Source organism: Chryseobacterium sp. HNCC26DJ240, assembly GCF_057180485.1.
Window position 1 is genome coordinate 105,055 of record NZ_JBXUGK010000003.1, and the last position, 16,860, is coordinate 121,914.

Sequence of the window (16,860 nt, forward strand, 5' to 3'; positions counted from 1 at the left end):
ATTTTAGATTCTTTATTGTTTGGATTTAATTTTTGAACTTTACAGAAAGTCTATCTTCAAATTTCTAAGTGATGAAAAAATATTTTTCCATACTCATTCTTCTGTTTTTTGTTTTTGCAGCCAACGCGCAGAATCAGTTTGCCCAAAAACTGTGTGATGCTGCTTTGAGTCTGACAAAAGACCGTGTAGTTTACGATCCTGCCTATTTTTCAATCAAATATCCGAACGGCGATGTTCCCGCAGACAAAGGCGTTTGTACAGATGTGGTCATTCGTGCGTACAGAAAACTGGGAATTGATCTTCAGAAGGAAGTGCATGAAGATATGAAAAAAAACTTCTCAAAATATCCGAAAAACTGGGGTTTGAAAAGACCGGACACCAACATTGACCACAGAAGAGTTCCCAATCTGAAGGTTTTCTTTGCCAAATTCGGGAAATCGAAATCTATTGAAACCAATCCTGCACTCTACGCTCCCGGAGATATCGTGACATGGCTTCTTCCCGGAAATTTAACTCACATCGGAATTGTAGTCAACAAAAAATCAGCAGACGGAAAAAGATATTTAATTGTTCACAACATCGGTGGCGGACAGGTGATTGAAGATTGTCTGTTTAAATTTACGATTACGGGACATTACCAATATTCAAAATAATTCAGCATGAAAAAGGTAATTTTCCTTCTTTTCGTATTTGTTATACATTTCAGTTCTGCACAGAATTCAGGTTTAAAAATTGTTGAAAAACCGATTAATTATTCAGCGGAAAGAGTCCGTTTAAGTCTGGAATATCTCAAAGACCATCACGGTTTAATCCAGAAAACACCAACGATTGTTCCTAAAATGATCGTTTTGCATTACACGGCTGGCGGAACGGTGGAAAGCAATTTTAAATATTTTAACAATACACATCTCGAAAGTGCCAGAAATACTTTGAAAAAACAAAGCACTTTAAATGTTTCTTCTCAATTTATTATCGACAGAGACGGAACAGTTTATCAATTAATGGAATCCAATCAGTTTGCAAGACATACGATCGGTCTAAATTACTGCGCCATCGGAGTTGAAAATATCGGAAGTAAAACTCAGCTACTTACAGACAAACAGATCGAAGCCAACGCTCAATTAATCAGATATTTAACTCAAAAATATAAAATTGAATACCTCATCGGCCATTCAGAATACAGAGTTTTCAGAAATTCAAAACTTTGGAAAGAATCTGATCCGAAATATTTCACAGGAAAAGAAGATCCCGGAAAAGATTTTATGAACAAAGTAAGACAGAAAATTTCTGATTTAAAATTAAAGGATAAGCCTTAAAACCAGTCTTTCATCTAAAATTAAACTTTCAGGAATATTTTAGTTTTTAGTAGTATTTTTGTCATTCTGAAAGAATCTCAATGCGCTAATGTAAAACCGTTTAGATTCCTACGGAACGACAAAATGACTGTTGCTTTTGAGAATTATAAACAGAACGAACATTCAAAACTGATTAAAAAACTTCGTTATTTTAGTTTTATAGAAGGCCCTTTCGAATTTTAAAAACAGATAGTAGCCAAAAAACTATTGCGTTAAACAACAATGAACATTTTATTTACCAAAAATTTAGATGAAAAATATATCTCCGAGAAATTGGAAAGTGATATTTCGTTTGAAACAATTGAGGTCATCAAAATAAAATCCCTTCCTGTAAAAAGTTTTGATTTAAAAGACAATTCATTGATTTTCACAAGCGCAAACGGTGTAAAATCCTTTTTCGAAAACGGTTTTAAGGCTGATGAAGATTTTACGTCAAAAAACTACAACAAAATCTACTGCGTTGGCGAAAAAACCAAGAGAGAACTTCGGAAAAACGGTTTCGGAACCTTTAAAGTTTTAAAAAATGCCGAAACGCTTTTAAAGTTTATTATTGAAAAATGTTCGCAACAAAAATTCATTCATTTCTGTGGAAATCTTGCGCTTGACGTTTTGGATAAAAAACTTCCGCTGCAAAATATTCAGTACAAAAAAGTAGTGGTTTATGAGACGGAAGAGCTCAATCCGACAATTACTGAGAAATATCACGCCATAGTTTTTTTTAGCCCAAGCGGAGTTCGTAGTTTTGCGAAAAATAATTCTCTGGAAAACACACTCCTTTTTTCGATTGGCGAAACCACTTCCAAAGAATTAAAAAAATTTACTGATAATAAAATTTTTACCAGCAGAAAAAACAATTTAGAAGATTTATTAAAAATGCTGTCTGCAAACCTGAGCTTTTAAAGCCATGAGCCAGAAGCCAAAAGCTAAGTTATGATAAAAAACGACCTATATTTAAAAGCACTTCGTGGCGAAACTGTAGAAAGACCGCCGGTTTGGATGATGAGACAGGCAGGAAGATATTTGCCGGAATTCATTGCCCTTCGTGACAAATACGACTTCTTCACAAGATGTCAGACTCCGGAACTGGCTTCTGAAATCACCGTTCAGCCCATCAGAAGATTTCCGTTGGATGCTGCGATTTTGTTTTCAGACATTTTGGTAGTTCCTCAGGCGATGGGAATTGATTTTAAAATGAAAGAATCAGTCGGTCCGTGGTTGGATGAGCCCATCAGAACTGCAGAACAAGTGGATAACATCGTTGTTCCTGATGTGAACGACACTTTAGGATACGTTTTTGATGCGATAGAAATGACTTTAGAAAAGCTGGATAACGAAATTCCTTTGATTGGATTCGCAGGTTCTCCTTGGACAATTTTGTGTTACTGCATCGAAGGAAGAGGTTCTAAAGATTTTAATATTGCCAAATCTTTCTGTTTCCTGCAAACCGAAGCGGCGCATAAATTATTACAAAAAATCACAGATACAACGATTGCTTATCTGAAAAGAAAAGTTGAAAAAGGTGTTTCTGCAGTTCAGGTTTTCGATTCTTGGGGCGGAATGCTGTCTCCGGCAGATTATCAGGAGTTTTCATATCAGTACATCAACCAGATTGTTGAAGCTTTGGCACCGTTAACGCACGTTGTGGTTTTCGGAAAAGGCTGCTGGTTTGCTTTGGAAGATATGACGAAGTCAAAAGCCTCTGCACTCGGCGTTGACTGGACGATTACACCAGAATTAGCGAGAAAGTTTACTAGTAATTCTGTGACTTTGCAGGGAAATTTTGACCCATCAAGGCTGCATTCAACTCCTGAAACAATCAGAAAAATGGTTCATGAGATGATCGACCGTTTTGGAAAGGATCAATACATTGTCAATCTCGGACACGGGATTTTACCGAATATTCCTGTGGAGAATGCGGAAGCGTTTATCAGAGCGGTGGTGGATTGGAAGGTGAATTAATTAATAAAATAAATTTAAAGTTGCTCAATGTGAGCAACTTTTTTTAATTAAAAATACCTAAGATGGAAAATCAAGATATAGAAAGTTTATTTAAAATTTTTAAAAGTGAACAAGAAGAACTTGGAAAAATAATATTACCAATTATTGAAAAATATAACTTACCACAAAAAGAGATTATTGAGGTTTGTCAGATAGGAAAATTTATCTATAAACTTAACGACAACTTACATATAGTTGAAAAACCAAACCCACCAAAGCCAGATTTCATCATTGGAAATCAATCGAAATTAATTGGATTGGAACACACACGAATATTTACTGAAAATTCGAATAAGTATAATCGTATAAAATCTCTTTTTGAATATTCCGAGAAAGTTTTTATTGAGCTATTTCCTAATGAAAAAATATATGCATCTATATCAATTCATGATGATAGTTTTGAATATAAGCAGTTTCAAAAAAAAGAATTAGCAAAAGAAATAGCAAATTATATTCAATCTCTAATTCTTAATAATGAAGCTGAAAAGCCTAATTTTATTAATGAAGTTCGACTCAAAAGGCATTCTATTGTTAGCTTTAATTTTAATGAAAAAAATTGGCAAGGTCCTTATTTAACGAATGAAAGATTAAATGAAGAAATAAAAAAGAAAGAATCTAAATTGCAAATTTATCAAAATGGAGATTTTGAAGTTAATGAATTTTGGTTGGTTTTAATTGTTGGTTCGTTATCATCTGTTTCCTATCAATTAGATGACTTGGAAAATTATAATACTGATTCAAACTTTGATAGAGTTTACTTGATGGCAGATTTTGACGCAAAAATAGTCAGGGTAAAATAAACAAAATCCCTTTCAAAACAATTTGAAAGGGATTTTCTATGAAAAAAAATTTAGCTCTTAATTCAGTTCTGTGATGAAATCTTCTTTCGATTTCCTCACTTTCGTCAGGTTCACCAACCAGTCATTTTCAGAATCTCTATAACCGATTGGTAGTAGAAGAACGCTTTTCAGACCTTTGTCTTTTAAATTTAAAATTTCATCTACAGCTTCAGGAGAAAAACCTTCCATGGGAGTTGAATCTACTCCCTCAAAAGCTGCTGCAATAATTGCCGCGCTGAAAGGAATATAAGCCTGTTTCGCCGCATGATTAAAGTTTTCCTCGGCTGGTCTCGGAGGATACATTGCTAAAAGCTGCTGTCTGTAATTTTCCCAGCCTTCGTTTTTAAAACCTCTGATTTCATTGGTCAGATCAAACATTTTGTTGATTCTTTCTTCGGTGTAATTATCCCACGCTGCAAAAACCAACAGGTGCGAACAATCCGTAATCTGCGGTTGATTCCAAGCGTGAGGTTTTATCTGTTCCTTAATTTCCTGATTGCTGATGACAATAATTTCTACAGGCTGCAAACCGCTTGATGTGGGAGCCAGCCTTGCCGCTTCTAATATTTTATCTAATTTTTCCTGAGACACTTTCTGTCCGTTCATTGCTTTTGTAGCAAATCTCCAGTTCAGTTTTTCTAATAATTCCATGTGTTGAATAAATTTTACGACACAAAATTAGAAGAAACTGTACTAAAAAAGCCCATCAACAGGCTATTTGTTCTATTGGTAAAATCTATAATGTAACAAAATAAGTTACAATTATTTGAGTAAGAACTTATTCGGATAAAAAAATCTCTTCCGAAATTGAAAGAGATTTAATTATAGAAAATTATTTCGTTTTTGCTGAAACAATATAATCGTAAACCCATTGGTGCTGCTCATCAGTTAACCTTGCTTTAGGAGCCATTGAATTCATAATTCCTACCCATTCCACAGAAGTAAAATCATCTGGTTTTGGCAGACCGTGGCATTTTTTGCAAGAATTTTCAAAGATTGTTTTTCCCTGAGCCAATTGTTCAGCCGTGCTGGTTGCTGCTGCAGGAGCCGTTGCTGTTGCAGTTGATTTCGGAGTACATGAAGTAATAAAAATCGCTACCAAGAGTGCTGATCCTATGAGTTTTTTCATTTTTTTATTATTTGATAAACAAAATTAGTGTTTCAGATTTTATTTTGTGTTCTCAAAACTTAATTTAGAAGCATTAAAATTAAGACTTTCATTAAACGCTTTTTCCTTTAAATTTTTATATTTTTGAATCGATGAAAATCTCTACACAGGAACTTTTCGAGGGAATACGTTCAGGCAACAAACGCCTGATCGGCAAAGCCATTACTCTGGTTGAAAGCAAAAAAGCCGAACACAGAAAGCAGGCTGAAGATTTGCTGAAACAGATTATGCCATTTACTGGAAAATCCATTCGTGTAGGAATTACAGGCGTTCCGGGAGCAGGAAAGTCAACTTTTATAGAAAATTTCGGACTTCTGGCTATTTCAAAAGGCAAAAAAGTAGCGGTTTTGGCAATTGATCCAAGCTCTGCCATCAACAAAGGAAGTATCTTGGGCGACAAAACCAGAATGGAAGAATTGACTAAAGAAGAAAATGCTTTCATCCGCCCTTCCCCGAGTTCCGGATTTTTGGGAGGCGTTGCCAATGCTACGTTTGAAACCATGCTGATCTGTGAAGCTGCGGGTTATGATTATATTTTAATCGAAACTGTTGGTGTAGGGCAATCTGAAACTTTAGTAGCCGACATCACGGATATTTTTTTATTCTTAAAAATTATTGGCGGCGGAGACGAGCTTCAGGGTATCAAAAGAGGGATTATGGAGATGACTGATGTGATTTTCATTAACAAAGTTGATGACGATAATCTTCAGAAAGCTAAAAACACAAGACTGGAACTGAAACGTGCATTAGACTTTATTCCCCCAAAAGAAAAAGACTGGAAAGTTCAGATTTTATTAGGTTCAGCTTTAAACAATCAGGGATTGGAAGATGTTTTTGATAAAATAGATGATTTCATTTCATTAAAAAAGAAATCCGGAAGATTTGAACAGATTAGAAAACAGCAGTCTGAAAAACGCTTTGAATATTGGGTTCAGGAATATATTTTAGCTTCACTGAAAAAAAATAATATGTTTGAAGAATCTTATTTTGAGCATAAAAAAAATGCTTCAGAACAGGTTTCAAATCCAAGTTCTGAAGCAAAATTATTTGTTGACAGATTTCTTAACAATAAAGATTAAAGTTCTTCTTTCTTAGTTTCAATCTCTGTTTTTGATATATATCCATCGTACGAAATAGGCTGTCTATCATTGCTTTTAATGGAAGTAAGAGCAGTTCCGTTTTTGAAAATTTCAATATAAATATCACTTACATTGGTCACATCTTTGGGCTGGATTCTGAAAATCCATTTTCCTTTTTTCTTCTGAGTTTTTTCAATGGTAAAATCTTTCGAAGTAAATCTGTAGCTGTTACCATCAGGATTTCCGTAGGTTGGATTAAAAGTTCGACCGAAATAAGGGAGAACAACTTCTAATTCATTTTTTTTAATAATAATAACATACCCTTGGCCTTGTAACTGAAACATTCTCATTCCTGGGGCATTCGGCATTGAATTGGCGATATTGACGACATCGTAATTAACAGGATTGGCTCTGTCAGCATGAAAAGTGAACTCATCAGAATTCACTAACGCATCCGTTTGTGTCTGAGTCATCTTTTGGGCATTCACTTGCTGGAAATTTAAAATTAATCCGAACATTAGAATGAATACAATATATTTTTTCATAATTTTATATAAATTGAATTAGCATTAAACATAACAAATTTTATGCTAATATAGTATTTGTTTTCTTTTTGGAATAAATATTGTAAGACAGCCAATATTAACACTCGAAACAATGAAAACTAAATTCATTTTAGGAATGGGCGCTGCTGTTTTTGCAGTTGCTGCTTGTACTACAAACCCAATTACAGGGAGGTCTTCGCTACAGTTAGCGAACAATTCTGAGATTCTTACAATGGCTTCTCAGGAATATAAAACTACACTTACTGGTTCTAAAGTTGTGAAAGGAACTGCCGATGCCAATAAAGTTGTAAATGTAGGTAACAGAATAAAAAATGCAGCAGAAAAATATTACACAAGTATCGGAAGACAAGCTGATCTTGTGAACTATGCCTGGGAATTTAATTTAATTCAAGATAAACAAATCAATGCCTGGTGTATGCCCGGCGGAAAAGTTGCAGTTTATACAGGAATTCTTCCCATCACAAAAGATGACACCGGATTGGCTGTTGTAATGGGTCACGAGGTTTCTCACGCTCTTGCAGGCCATGGGAATGAGAGAATTTCCCAATCGATGGTTGCTCAATATGGTGGTCAAATCTTAGGTGGATCTATTTCTAATGCACAATGGGCAAAGGTCTTTGAGGCAGCATATCCTATAGGATCTCAAGTTGCACTTTTAAAATACGGAAGAAATCAGGAATCTGAAGCAGATCAGATGGGATTATATTTAATGTCGATGGCCGGATACGATCCAAGACAGTCTATTCCTTTCTGGCAAAGAATGGAATCGGCTTCTACAGGAGCAAGACAACCGGAATTCCTTTCTACACACCCGAATCCTGAGACAAGAATTTCAGGTTTAAATAAAAATCTACCTCAGGCTCTTGAATATTATAAAGCAGCCGGAGGAAAACTTTAAACATAAATATTGCCTGATTTGTATTAAAATCAGGCATTTTTGAGCTTATTTAATTTTAAAACTATGAAAAATCTATCAATAACAGGAATCGTACTTTTAGCAATAGCTATTTTGCTTTTTTACCTTACTACTGATGGTTTCACAACAGAAGAAATCGGCTTACCCCATGTGATGGGAATCATGGGTGGCGTAGGAATTGGCTTGATTATCGGAGGCATTGTAGGTTACTCCAGTAAAGGGTCTGCAATTAAAGAAGAGCAGCGCAGAAAAGAATATAAACAGCTTCAGCAGGAAAAAGCTGAAATGGAAATAAAAGCCCAGCAAATCGCTCAGCGGGAAGCAGAGCTTGACAGAGAACAAAACAGAAATCCTCAAATTTAATTTGAGGATTTTTTATGTTTAAATTTAAATTTGATTTAAAATTTATATCCAACACCTACCATAAAAAGGTTAGCTCGGTTGTCATAACGAATGGTTTCGGTATTTTGAGCACCTCCTATTCTTCTTACAAAATCTCTTTGGTCTTTCGTTAAAGCACCTTCATATTTTGCATTTAATATAAGACTCTTCAATTCTATCTGTGCACCAAACTGGTACCCTACAGTAAACTGTTTTTTAGAATTCTCTACAAAATCATTGTAAGTATCTTCTTTCGCAAGATTGTAACTCATCACAGGACCAATAAATACACCTAATGTATTTCCTAAAACTTTATGCCCAACCAAAAGCGGAACATCTAATCTGTTGTTTTTTACGTCAAAAGTGGTGTTAGAAACCGGATCTGTAAATTCGTTTTTAAAAGTGGTGTAGTAGACCTCAGGCATTGCAAAGAATCCTAAAGGTAGATCAACTTTTACAGAAAGACCGACGTTGAAACCAACGTTATTACTTCCTTTGTTTTCAAACGCTGCAGTGGCAGAATTTGAGATATTTTTCCATGATGGCGAACCAGTCGGAAAGATTAAATTGGCCTTTCCGGCTAATGAAATCTGTGCCGATGCTGCCATTGAAATTCCTATTAAAGCGATGCTAAGAACTTTTTTCATTTTCGTCAATATTAGTGATTGTATTTTCAATCGTTTTATTATTTTCAAGTAAATACTCCCTCAATTCTTTGAATAACTCTGATGAATAAACGAAATCAATCAGATTTTTATTGCCTGCGGTGATGAGAATGTCTTTATCTCCCTCCCATTCTTTAATTCCTAATCTCAGATAAACGATTTTTTGTCCGATTGTCATTACGGAGTTCATATCGTGGGTGTTAATGATGGTTGTAGTGTCGTACTCCTGCGTAATTTCCACCAAAAGATCGTCAATAACATTTGATGTGTATGGATCTAGCCCTGAATTCGGCTCGTCACAGAATAGATATTTCGGATGGTTTACAATCGCTCTGGCAATTGCCACACGTTTCTGCATTCCTCCTGAAATTTCAGACGGGAACTTTCTGTTGGCTTTATCTAAATGCACTCTTCCAATTACCTCAAAAACCCTTCTTTTTTTCTCTCTGAAAGTAAGATTGGTAAACATATCCAGTGGAAACATAATATTTTCTTCCACCGTCATCGAGTCAAAAAGTGCACTTCCCTGAAATAATGTTCCGATTTCTGAACGTAAATGCTGCTTTTCTTCACGGTTCATCACATTGATATCTCTTCCGTCGAATAAAATCTCTCCTGATGAGGGCTGATAAACATTCAATAAACTCTTCAGGAAAACTGTTTTACCAGATCCACTCTGCCCGATAATCAGGTTTGTTTTTCCTTTTTCGAAGGTGGTTGAAATTCCTTTGAGCACTTCAACATCACCAAAACTCTTTTTAAGATTTTTTACCTCAATCATCAGCTTAGTATTAATTGTGTTAAAAGTAATTCGGAAATAATGATGAAAACCATCGTCCAAACTACCGCCTGTGTACTCGCTCTACCTACCTCCAATGAACCACCTTTCACATTATACCCGAAGTATGAAGGAACTGTAGCAATTACAAAAGCAAAAACAATCGTTTTGGAGAAAGCATAATAGATGAAAAGATTGGGCATATACATTTGGATTCCGGTAATATAATCTGCCGTTGTCCAGCTACCTGTAATCATACCTGCGATATAACCTCCACAAATACCGAAAACGATACTGATTGCAATCAAAATCGGATTAAAAATAAGACATGCAAGTATTTTAGGTAAAATTAAAAAATTCGGCGAATTGACCCCCATGATATCTAATGCATCAATTTGCTCAGAAACACGCATGGTTCCTATAGTTGACGCAATGTAAGAGCCAACTTTTCCTGCTAAAATCAAACTGATAATGGTGGGTGCAAATTCAAGTACCAAAACAGCTTTGGTAGCATACCCTACGAATGCAGGAGGAATTGGGAATGAAGAAGCATCAAAATTATTAAACATCTGAATGGCAACTACAGCTCCCACAAATATGGATGTAAAGATAACCAACCCGAAAGAGTTAACGCCCAAGTCATTGATTTCCCGCATAAACAGCTTCCAAAAAACCCTCATTTTCTGGGGCTTCTGAAGAGATTTACCGATAAGAATCATGTATTCTCCTATGGCTGTAAAAAACTTTTTTAACATTCTGCTAAATTATACTATTTTTATTTAAATAAATTAAACCTGAAATTAAGATTAATATAAAAATTAACCTCTCAGAGAGTTTCTAACCTGCTTTTTTATCTCCTGTAAATACGAGCAAGATGGTTTTTAAAATAATCACAAGATCCAAAACAAAGCTCCAGTTTCTTACGTAAAAAGCATCCGCCAAAACCCTTTTATTCATTTCAACTTCTACATTTCCATCGTCACCACGAAGACCGTTGACCTGAGCAAGACCTGTAATTCCAGGATTGACCATGCTCCGAAGACTGTATCTTCCAATTTTCTGCCTGTAATGATTGTCTACCGCAAGCATGTGTGGCCTTGGCCCTACGACAGACATCTCACCTTTCAGAACATTGATGAATTGCGGCAACTCATCAAGGCTTGATTTTCTCAGAAACTTTCCAATTTTTGTAATTCTTTTGTCATTCTTTTCAGTCGTTTTGGTTGAAGAGTCATCATTTACAACCATCGTTCTGAATTTTAAACAACAAAAAACATTCTCGTGAAAACCATATCTTTTTTGAATAAAAAAAACAGGACCATTTGAGGACAGTTTAATCAAAACGGCAATCAATGGAAACATCCACGAACAGATGAATAGCAAAACAAAGACCGAAAAAACAATATCGAAAGTCCGTTTGAGAATAAAATTTGAAAAATAGTCTAGAGGATATTTTGTCTGCTTTAAAACAGGCTGTGTTTTGATGTAATCGAGGTCGTAGAGAAAAAACTCATTTTGCGAAATTGAGGGAACCATCGTAACATTGACCTTATTCTCTTCAGCCAATTTAAAAATATCTTCTTCAGTTTTCTTATCTATTGAGTTTTGTGTGGGAATAAAGATTGTGTGAATTCCCTTTTCTTTCCAAAACAAGCTAAGTGAATGAAGTTCAAAAGACTGTGTGTAATCAAATATCTTATATCCAAAATCCTTTCTTTCTTTTAAAAAGTTTTTCAGCACCTCAGTTGATGCATTTTCTTCTAAAAACATAGTGTTTCTGTTGTTTACACCACGAGACCTTAAATATTTAATTCCAAAATAAATTATTGATTTTGAAATCATTACGAAGACAAACAAATACAGTGAAAGCCATGCCAATTCACTGCTAAAGAACTGATTGTTACTCACTTTCCGGATCAGAACCAAACCAATGACAAAGAGAATAAATTGTGCAATAATTCGCTCTGTAAATAAAGTATAAGTTAAATTTCGGGGAATATTGTAAATTTTTGTCCGCCCACTTAAAAGCAACCAAAACGAAACAAGTAGCAACAGCGGAAAAGAATTTTCATACCAGAGGTCTGCATTGTGAATCAAATCTGAATTTCGGCTTACATAAAAAAAAATGAACACTGAAGCCAGCACCAAAAGGTCTAGCAAAACAATGATCATTTTTAAATATCTGGAGTACCGTATTCTCTGCATCTCGTACTGAAAACTTATCGGCTAAGATAACGATTTTTAAGGGATATTCAAGTATTTGTGAGTTTGCACGGATGCCTGCCAACGCGGATTTGCAAGAATAAAATCTGTAATCTTAGGATAGATTTCATCCCGCTTGCTCCACTCACTTTGAAGATAAAGTCTGCAGTTTTCTGAAACTTTTGCGGCTTGCTCTTCGGCAAATTTCAAATCATTATTATTAAAAACAATCACTTTCAATTCATGGGCTTTCTGATAAATCTCCTCTTTTGGAAGTCCGGTTTTCTTTGGTGAAAGTGTGATCCAATCCAGTTGTCCGCTCATAGGATAAGCTCCTGAAGTTTCGATGTGAACGGTGCAGCCCAATTCTTTAAGCCTTCCGGTTAACACATCCAAATTCCACATCAATGGTTCGCCACCTGTCAAAACAATAATTTTACAGTGACTGGCAGCAGTTTCAGCAATTTCCTCAGCATTCATTAAAGGATGAAGCGCAGGATCCCAACTTTCTTTTACATCACACCAATGGCAACCGACATCGCAACCACCCAGCCTGATGAAGTAAGCAGCTTTTCCGGTGTGTGCACCTTCCCCTTGAATAGTGTAAAAATGCTCCATCACAGGGAGCATTTTACCTTCTTTTAATAATATATCTTCTACTAAATCCATTTTTCTATGCCAAACCTTCAAGATTTTTGAAACCTTGAAGGTCTAATTAATTAATCATTGTAAACCGAAGTTTTGTAGGCAATGATGGTGTTTTTCATCAACATCGCTCTTGTCATTGGTCCAACTCCTCCGGGAACAGGCGTAATCCAGCTTGCTTTTTCTGCACAGCTTTCAAAATCTACATCACCTGCCAGATAATATCCTTTTGGAGAATCATTATCAACTCTTGTAATTCCTACATCAACAATCACTGCTCCGTCTTTGATCATTTCACCTTTCAAAAAGTGAGGATCACCTAAAGCAGTAATTACGATGTCTGCTTTTTTCGTGTATTCTTCAATGTCTTTTGTGTAAGAGTGCGTTAAGGTAACAGTAGAATTTCCTGGGAAATCTTTTCTTCCCATCAAGATACTCATTGGTCTTCCTACGATTTTACTTCTTCCAATGATCACGCAGTCTTTACCTTTTGTTTCGATATTGTATCTTTCCAATAAAGTTAAAATTCCGAATGGTGTTGCAGGCAGAAAAGTATCCATTTCCAAAGCCATTTTTCCAAAATTTGTAGGGTGGAAACCGTCAACATCTTTTCGTGGATCAATTGCGTTGATGATTTTTTCCTGATCAATCTGATCCGGCAAAGGCAACTGAACGATAAATCCATCTACAGACTTGTCTTTATTAAGTTCCTCAATTTTCTCCAATAATTCCGATTCAGAAACTGTACTTGAAAATTTAACTAAGCTTGACTGGAAACCTACTTCCTCGCAATCTTTCACTTTTGCGTTTACATAAGCCTTACTTGCGCCGTTGTTTCCAACAAGAATGGCTACCAAATGCGGTGCTCTTCTTTTAGAAGCAACTATTTTTTCAACTTCAGCTTTTATTTCCTGTTTTATTTCTTTGGATACTTTTAATCCATCAAGAATTTCTGCCATTTTTACTTTTATTTTTACTTTTATTAGATTCTAAGGATATTTTTCCGGATTTTGATGGGTGCAAAAGACGGAAAGAATATATATCATTTTTTCTGTCTCGTCGACTTCATAGAAAATGATGTACGGAAATTTTCTTAACGGTAAAGCTCTGACATCTTTATATCGTTTTTGAAAATATGGATTAATTAAAATTCTGCTGATGGAAAGATCTAATTGCTTATGAAAATTTTTCAAAACCTTCGTTGAAATCCCAGCATAATAATCTGTCGCAACCTCAATATTTTCTTCTGCAATCGGGAGAAATTTAAAGCTAAATTCCATATTTAGCTCTGATTCTTTTCAAAGACTCTCTGCCATCGACAGCTGTGGATTTATCTTGCTGTAAGCCTCTTTCAATAGCTTCAATCATTTCCTCAGTCAAATCAAAATCATCTTCATCTTTCTCAAAACTGATTTTCATTTTCTGTAAAAGATTTTGAATTAGAGTTTCCTCTTCTTTATCCTTAAGATGTATTGTAATTGTACTCATGATCTTATTTTTATTCAAAATTAATGAAAATCCGTAATAGTTCAGTTTTAGCTATAATTCAAAATATTAACACACCGAATTTAAAGCCAATAGCAATAAGCTGGATGCCAAAAGCTACTTATTTATTTGATTTATAATAATTAATCAACCCATTCGTAGAACTGTCGTGAGAATTAATTGCTTCACTATTTTCCAATTCAGGTAAGATTTTATTGGCTAAAACTTTTCCTAATTCCACACCAAATTGATCGAAACTGAATATGTTCCAGATGACACCCTGTACAAATATTTTGTGCTCATACATTGCAATTAATTGACCTAATGAAAAAGGAGTTAATTCATTAATTAACAGTGAGTTTGTAGGCGTATTTCCGTGGAAGACTTTGTAATTTAATAAGAACTCAATTTCTTCTTCAGATTTCCCTGAAGCTTTTAATTCTGCTTCAACTTCCTCTTCGTTTTTACCAAAAGCCAAGGCCTCAGTCTGAGCAAAAAAGTTTGCTAATAATTTATCCTGATGATCAGAAACTTCATTTGGACTTTTCGCATAAGCAATAAAATCTGCCGGAATCAATTCTGTTCCCTGATGTATTAGCTGGTAGAAAGCGTGCTGTCCGTTTGTTCCAGGTTCGCCCCAAATGATTGGTCCCGTTTCATATTCTACAAATTCTCCGTTTCTGTCAACACACTTTCCGTTGCTTTCCATATCTCCCTGTTGAAGATATGCTGCAAATCTGTCTAAATATTGAGAGTATGGAAGAATTGCATGAGTTGTCGCAGCATAGAAATTACGGTACCAGATTCCCAAAAGACCCATCAACACAGGAACATTTTCAGAAAAATCTGCCGTCTGGAAATGCTGGTCTGTATTTTCAGCACCTTTTAGCAATTGCTCAAAGTTTTCATATCCAACTGCAAGTACGATGCTTAAACCAATCGCACTCCACAAAGAATATCTTCCGCCAACCCAATCCCAGAATTCGAAGATGTTTTCTTCTGCAATTCCGAAATCTTTAACTGACTGAACGTTGGTTGATAAAGCTACAAAGTGCTTTGCTACATCTTCCTGTTTTCCTGCTTTTAAAAACCAGTCTTTCGCCGAGTTTGCATTCGTCATTGTCTCCTGCGTCGTGAACGTTTTTGAAGCAATGATGAATAAAGTTGTTTCAGGATTTAAGTTTTTTACAACTTCAGCGATATGATTTCCGTCTACATTGGAAACGAAATGAACATTTAATCTTGTTTTAAAATGCTTCAAAGCTGAAACCACCATCACAGGCCCCAAATCTGAACCTCCGATTCCGATGTTCACAACATCAGTAATTTCTTTTCCGCTGAAACCTTTGTGATTTCCTGAAATTACGTTCTCAGAAAAAGATTTCATGTGATCCAAAACTCTTTTGATTTGAGGTTTAATATTTTCCCCATCTACCAAAATTTCTTTATCCGAAAAATCCCTCAAAGCCGTGTGAAGAACTGCTCTACCTTCAGTTTCGTTGATTTTATCTCCTGAAAACATTTTATTTATAGCTTCCCTCAACTGACATTCTACCGCAAGATTTAATAACAATTCTTTCGTTTTTGAATCAATTAGATTTTTAGAATAATCGAAAAGATAATTTTCTTTTTTGATAGAAAACTCTTCAAAACGGTTCGGATTGTATTGAAAAAGACTTCTCAGTTCAAAGTCGTTGTTACCAAAATGTTCGTCAAGAGAGATCCAGCTGTCGGTTTGTGTAGGATTTATTTTAGATAGCATATTTAAATTTTGAATTAGAATTGAGGAATAATTTTGAACAAATTCTCCTCAAAATACGGTTGATAAATTCCGATTGGCAAATTTACGGAATTTTCGTGCAATGATGTTAATTGTGAATTAAAAATCAGTTGGTGAGCTCAAGTTGTATTGCAGGATTGAACCTTAACTTTTTTTCATTTGTATAACCAAATTTTTGAAACTTCCATTTTCCTTCAAAAAGACTTCCGAAAATTGTATTAGATTCCTCATCAGCAGACCCAGCAAGTGCAGGAGAAAACATAAACACTTTTTTGGTTTCGCCCGTATCTTTCATTGTTACAGAAGTCTCATATCGATTTGTTTCATTAAATATCCATTCAAAACCAATGATAATCCCTTCCTTTGGAAAACTTATTTGTTTTGGAGAAAACTCCTGAAGTTTATTATGTCCTGCCTTACAAATAATTTCTTCGCTTCTTAAAATTTCGCCCGGTAATCCATTAACATTTTCATAAATCAACATTCTGATGATGACATTTTTCTTGGATGCAATAGTTTTAAAACTAATTTTTTTAATAAACAGCGGTTCGTCTTTAGAAGTATTAAATGTAATTACCTTACCCCAAAACGAGGATGTGCTTCGATTGAAACCTGCGCCAAAACTTCCTTTAACTTTTAAACTTCCTGTTTTAAAACTTTTTTGAAATTTTGGTCGCACAATTTCCACTTCAGCAATCTCAGTAAATTTTGGTTTCAATAAATAAAGAGACTGATACTTTTCAGCCTTAAAATTTTCATATCCAAAAGATTGTATTTCTGAAATTTCCTCGTCTTTTTCTAAACTAAATATTCCGCTTTCTTCGGTGTTTCTGTAATAGTCTTTTCCTTTCAGAATAAGTTTTGCGTAGGGAACAGGCTTTTGAGTTTCGGCATCGAGAACCTGAATCTGAGCTTGAGAAAAAAATAAAGTTGAGCATAAAACAAATACAGAAATACTGTTTTTTTTAATCATAAGATGTTTTTTTTGTTCTTTAACGAATCT

General features: G+C 35.0%; 21 protein-coding genes. 8 read left to right on the forward strand and 13 right to left on the reverse strand.

What is annotated here, in order from left to right; genetic code table 11:
- Positions 1-71 precede the first annotated feature (71 nt).
- The 5 genes from AC2A1G_RS06520 to AC2A1G_RS06540 all read left to right on the forward strand — a co-directional run bounded on the left by AC2A1G_RS06520 (position 72) and on the right by AC2A1G_RS06540 (position 4,153).
- Complete coding sequence (locus AC2A1G_RS06520; protein ID WP_484046124.1) at positions 72-653, forward strand: DUF1287 domain-containing protein; 582 nt, start codon at positions 72-74, stop codon at positions 651-653.
- A 6-nt stretch (positions 654-659) separates the two neighbouring features.
- The gene (locus tag AC2A1G_RS06525) at positions 660-1,316 is read left to right on the forward strand and encodes a peptidoglycan recognition protein family protein (RefSeq protein WP_484046125.1); all 657 of its coding nucleotides are present in this window, start codon (positions 660-662) and stop codon (positions 1,314-1,316) included.
- A 261-nt stretch (positions 1,317-1,577) separates the two neighbouring features.
- A complete protein-coding gene (locus AC2A1G_RS06530) occupies positions 1,578-2,255 on the forward strand; it encodes a uroporphyrinogen-III synthase (RefSeq protein ID WP_484046126.1) in 678 nt (225 codons plus the stop codon).
- Between the two features lie 30 nt (positions 2,256-2,285).
- The gene (gene hemE, locus AC2A1G_RS06535; RefSeq protein WP_484046127.1) at positions 2,286-3,314 is read left to right on the forward strand and encodes a uroporphyrinogen decarboxylase; all 1,029 of its coding nucleotides are present in this window, start codon (positions 2,286-2,288) and stop codon (positions 3,312-3,314) included.
- 62 nt (positions 3,315-3,376) lie between these two features.
- Positions 3,377-4,153 carry a hypothetical protein gene (locus tag AC2A1G_RS06540; protein ID WP_484046128.1) on the forward strand — a complete coding sequence of 259 codons (777 nt, stop codon included), beginning with the start codon at positions 3,377-3,379 and terminating at the stop codon, positions 4,151-4,153.
- Positions 4,154-4,210: 57 nt separating this feature from the next.
- Here AC2A1G_RS06540 and AC2A1G_RS06545 read toward each other — a convergent pair whose 3' ends face one another.
- Both AC2A1G_RS06545 and AC2A1G_RS06550 read right to left on the reverse strand, forming a co-directional pair.
- Positions 4,211-4,843: an NAD(P)H-dependent oxidoreductase gene (locus tag AC2A1G_RS06545; protein ID WP_484046129.1), complete on the reverse strand. Its 633-nt coding sequence runs from the start codon at positions 4,841-4,843 to the stop codon at positions 4,211-4,213.
- 181 nt (positions 4,844-5,024) lie between these two features.
- Positions 5,025-5,321, reverse strand: coding sequence for a cytochrome C (locus tag AC2A1G_RS06550; RefSeq protein WP_484046130.1), 297 nt, complete (start codon positions 5,319-5,321; stop codon positions 5,025-5,027).
- Positions 5,322-5,452: 131 nt separating this feature from the next.
- Here AC2A1G_RS06550 and meaB point away from each other — a divergent pair, with 131 nt between their 5' ends.
- Complete coding sequence (gene meaB, locus AC2A1G_RS06555) at positions 5,453-6,439, forward strand: methylmalonyl Co-A mutase-associated GTPase MeaB (protein WP_484046131.1); 987 nt, start codon at positions 5,453-5,455, stop codon at positions 6,437-6,439.
- Here meaB and AC2A1G_RS06560 read toward each other — a convergent pair.
- Positions 6,436-6,984, reverse strand: a complete 549-nt coding sequence (locus AC2A1G_RS06560) for a DUF4251 domain-containing protein (RefSeq protein WP_484046132.1) — start codon at positions 6,982-6,984, stop codon at positions 6,436-6,438. The two genes, meaB and AC2A1G_RS06560, sit on opposite strands and share 4 nt — an antisense overlap.
- A gap of 112 nt (positions 6,985-7,096) precedes the next feature.
- On the opposite strand from AC2A1G_RS06560, the gene AC2A1G_RS06565 reads away from it, so the two are divergent.
- Complete coding sequence (locus AC2A1G_RS06565; protein ID WP_484046133.1) at positions 7,097-7,903, forward strand: M48 family metallopeptidase; 807 nt, start codon at positions 7,097-7,099, stop codon at positions 7,901-7,903.
- Between the two features lie 63 nt (positions 7,904-7,966).
- Positions 7,967-8,284, forward strand: a complete 318-nt coding sequence (locus AC2A1G_RS06570; protein ID WP_484046134.1) for a hypothetical protein — start codon at positions 7,967-7,969, stop codon at positions 8,282-8,284.
- Between the two features lie 35 nt (positions 8,285-8,319).
- Here AC2A1G_RS06570 and AC2A1G_RS06575 read toward each other — a convergent pair whose 3' ends face one another.
- From AC2A1G_RS06575 to AC2A1G_RS06620, 10 genes are all read right to left on the reverse strand, one after another.
- On the reverse strand, positions 8,320-8,949 hold the full coding sequence (locus AC2A1G_RS06575; protein ID WP_484046135.1) for an outer membrane beta-barrel protein: 630 nt from the start codon (positions 8,947-8,949) through the stop codon (positions 8,320-8,322).
- The gene (locus AC2A1G_RS06580; protein WP_484046136.1) at positions 8,933-9,748 is read right to left on the reverse strand and encodes an ABC transporter ATP-binding protein; all 816 of its coding nucleotides are present in this window, start codon (positions 9,746-9,748) and stop codon (positions 8,933-8,935) included. Before AC2A1G_RS06580 ends, AC2A1G_RS06575 begins: the two co-directional genes overlap by 17 nt.
- The gene (locus tag AC2A1G_RS06585) at positions 9,748-10,500 is read right to left on the reverse strand and encodes an MlaE family ABC transporter permease (protein WP_191737184.1); all 753 of its coding nucleotides are present in this window, start codon (positions 10,498-10,500) and stop codon (positions 9,748-9,750) included. Before AC2A1G_RS06585 ends, AC2A1G_RS06580 begins: the two co-directional genes overlap by 1 nt.
- 82 nt (positions 10,501-10,582) lie before the next feature.
- On the reverse strand, positions 10,583-11,917 hold the full coding sequence (locus tag AC2A1G_RS06590) for an exopolysaccharide biosynthesis polyprenyl glycosylphosphotransferase (RefSeq protein ID WP_484046137.1): 1,335 nt from the start codon (positions 11,915-11,917) through the stop codon (positions 10,583-10,585).
- Positions 11,918-11,986: 69 nt separating this feature from the next.
- The gene (locus AC2A1G_RS06595; RefSeq protein ID WP_484046138.1) at positions 11,987-12,616 is read right to left on the reverse strand and encodes a 7-carboxy-7-deazaguanine synthase QueE; all 630 of its coding nucleotides are present in this window, start codon (positions 12,614-12,616) and stop codon (positions 11,987-11,989) included.
- A gap of 50 nt (positions 12,617-12,666) precedes the next feature.
- Positions 12,667-13,551, reverse strand: coding sequence for a bifunctional 5,10-methylenetetrahydrofolate dehydrogenase/5,10-methenyltetrahydrofolate cyclohydrolase (locus AC2A1G_RS06600; RefSeq protein WP_484046139.1), 885 nt, complete (start codon positions 13,549-13,551; stop codon positions 12,667-12,669).
- A gap of 30 nt (positions 13,552-13,581) precedes the next feature.
- On the reverse strand, positions 13,582-13,872 hold the full coding sequence (locus tag AC2A1G_RS06605) for a type II toxin-antitoxin system RelE/ParE family toxin (RefSeq protein ID WP_484046140.1): 291 nt from the start codon (positions 13,870-13,872) through the stop codon (positions 13,582-13,584).
- Positions 13,862-14,080: a hypothetical protein gene (locus tag AC2A1G_RS06610; RefSeq protein ID WP_484046141.1), complete on the reverse strand. Its 219-nt coding sequence runs from the start codon at positions 14,078-14,080 to the stop codon at positions 13,862-13,864. Before AC2A1G_RS06610 ends, AC2A1G_RS06605 begins: the two co-directional genes overlap by 11 nt.
- 118 nt (positions 14,081-14,198) lie before the next feature.
- The gene (gene pgi, locus AC2A1G_RS06615; RefSeq protein ID WP_484046142.1) at positions 14,199-15,839 is read right to left on the reverse strand and encodes a glucose-6-phosphate isomerase; all 1,641 of its coding nucleotides are present in this window, start codon (positions 15,837-15,839) and stop codon (positions 14,199-14,201) included.
- A gap of 124 nt (positions 15,840-15,963) precedes the next feature.
- Entirely contained in the window at positions 15,964-16,830 is an 867-nt protein-coding gene (locus AC2A1G_RS06620; RefSeq protein ID WP_484046143.1) for a hypothetical protein, read from the reverse strand.
- Positions 16,831-16,860: the final 30 nt, after the last annotated feature.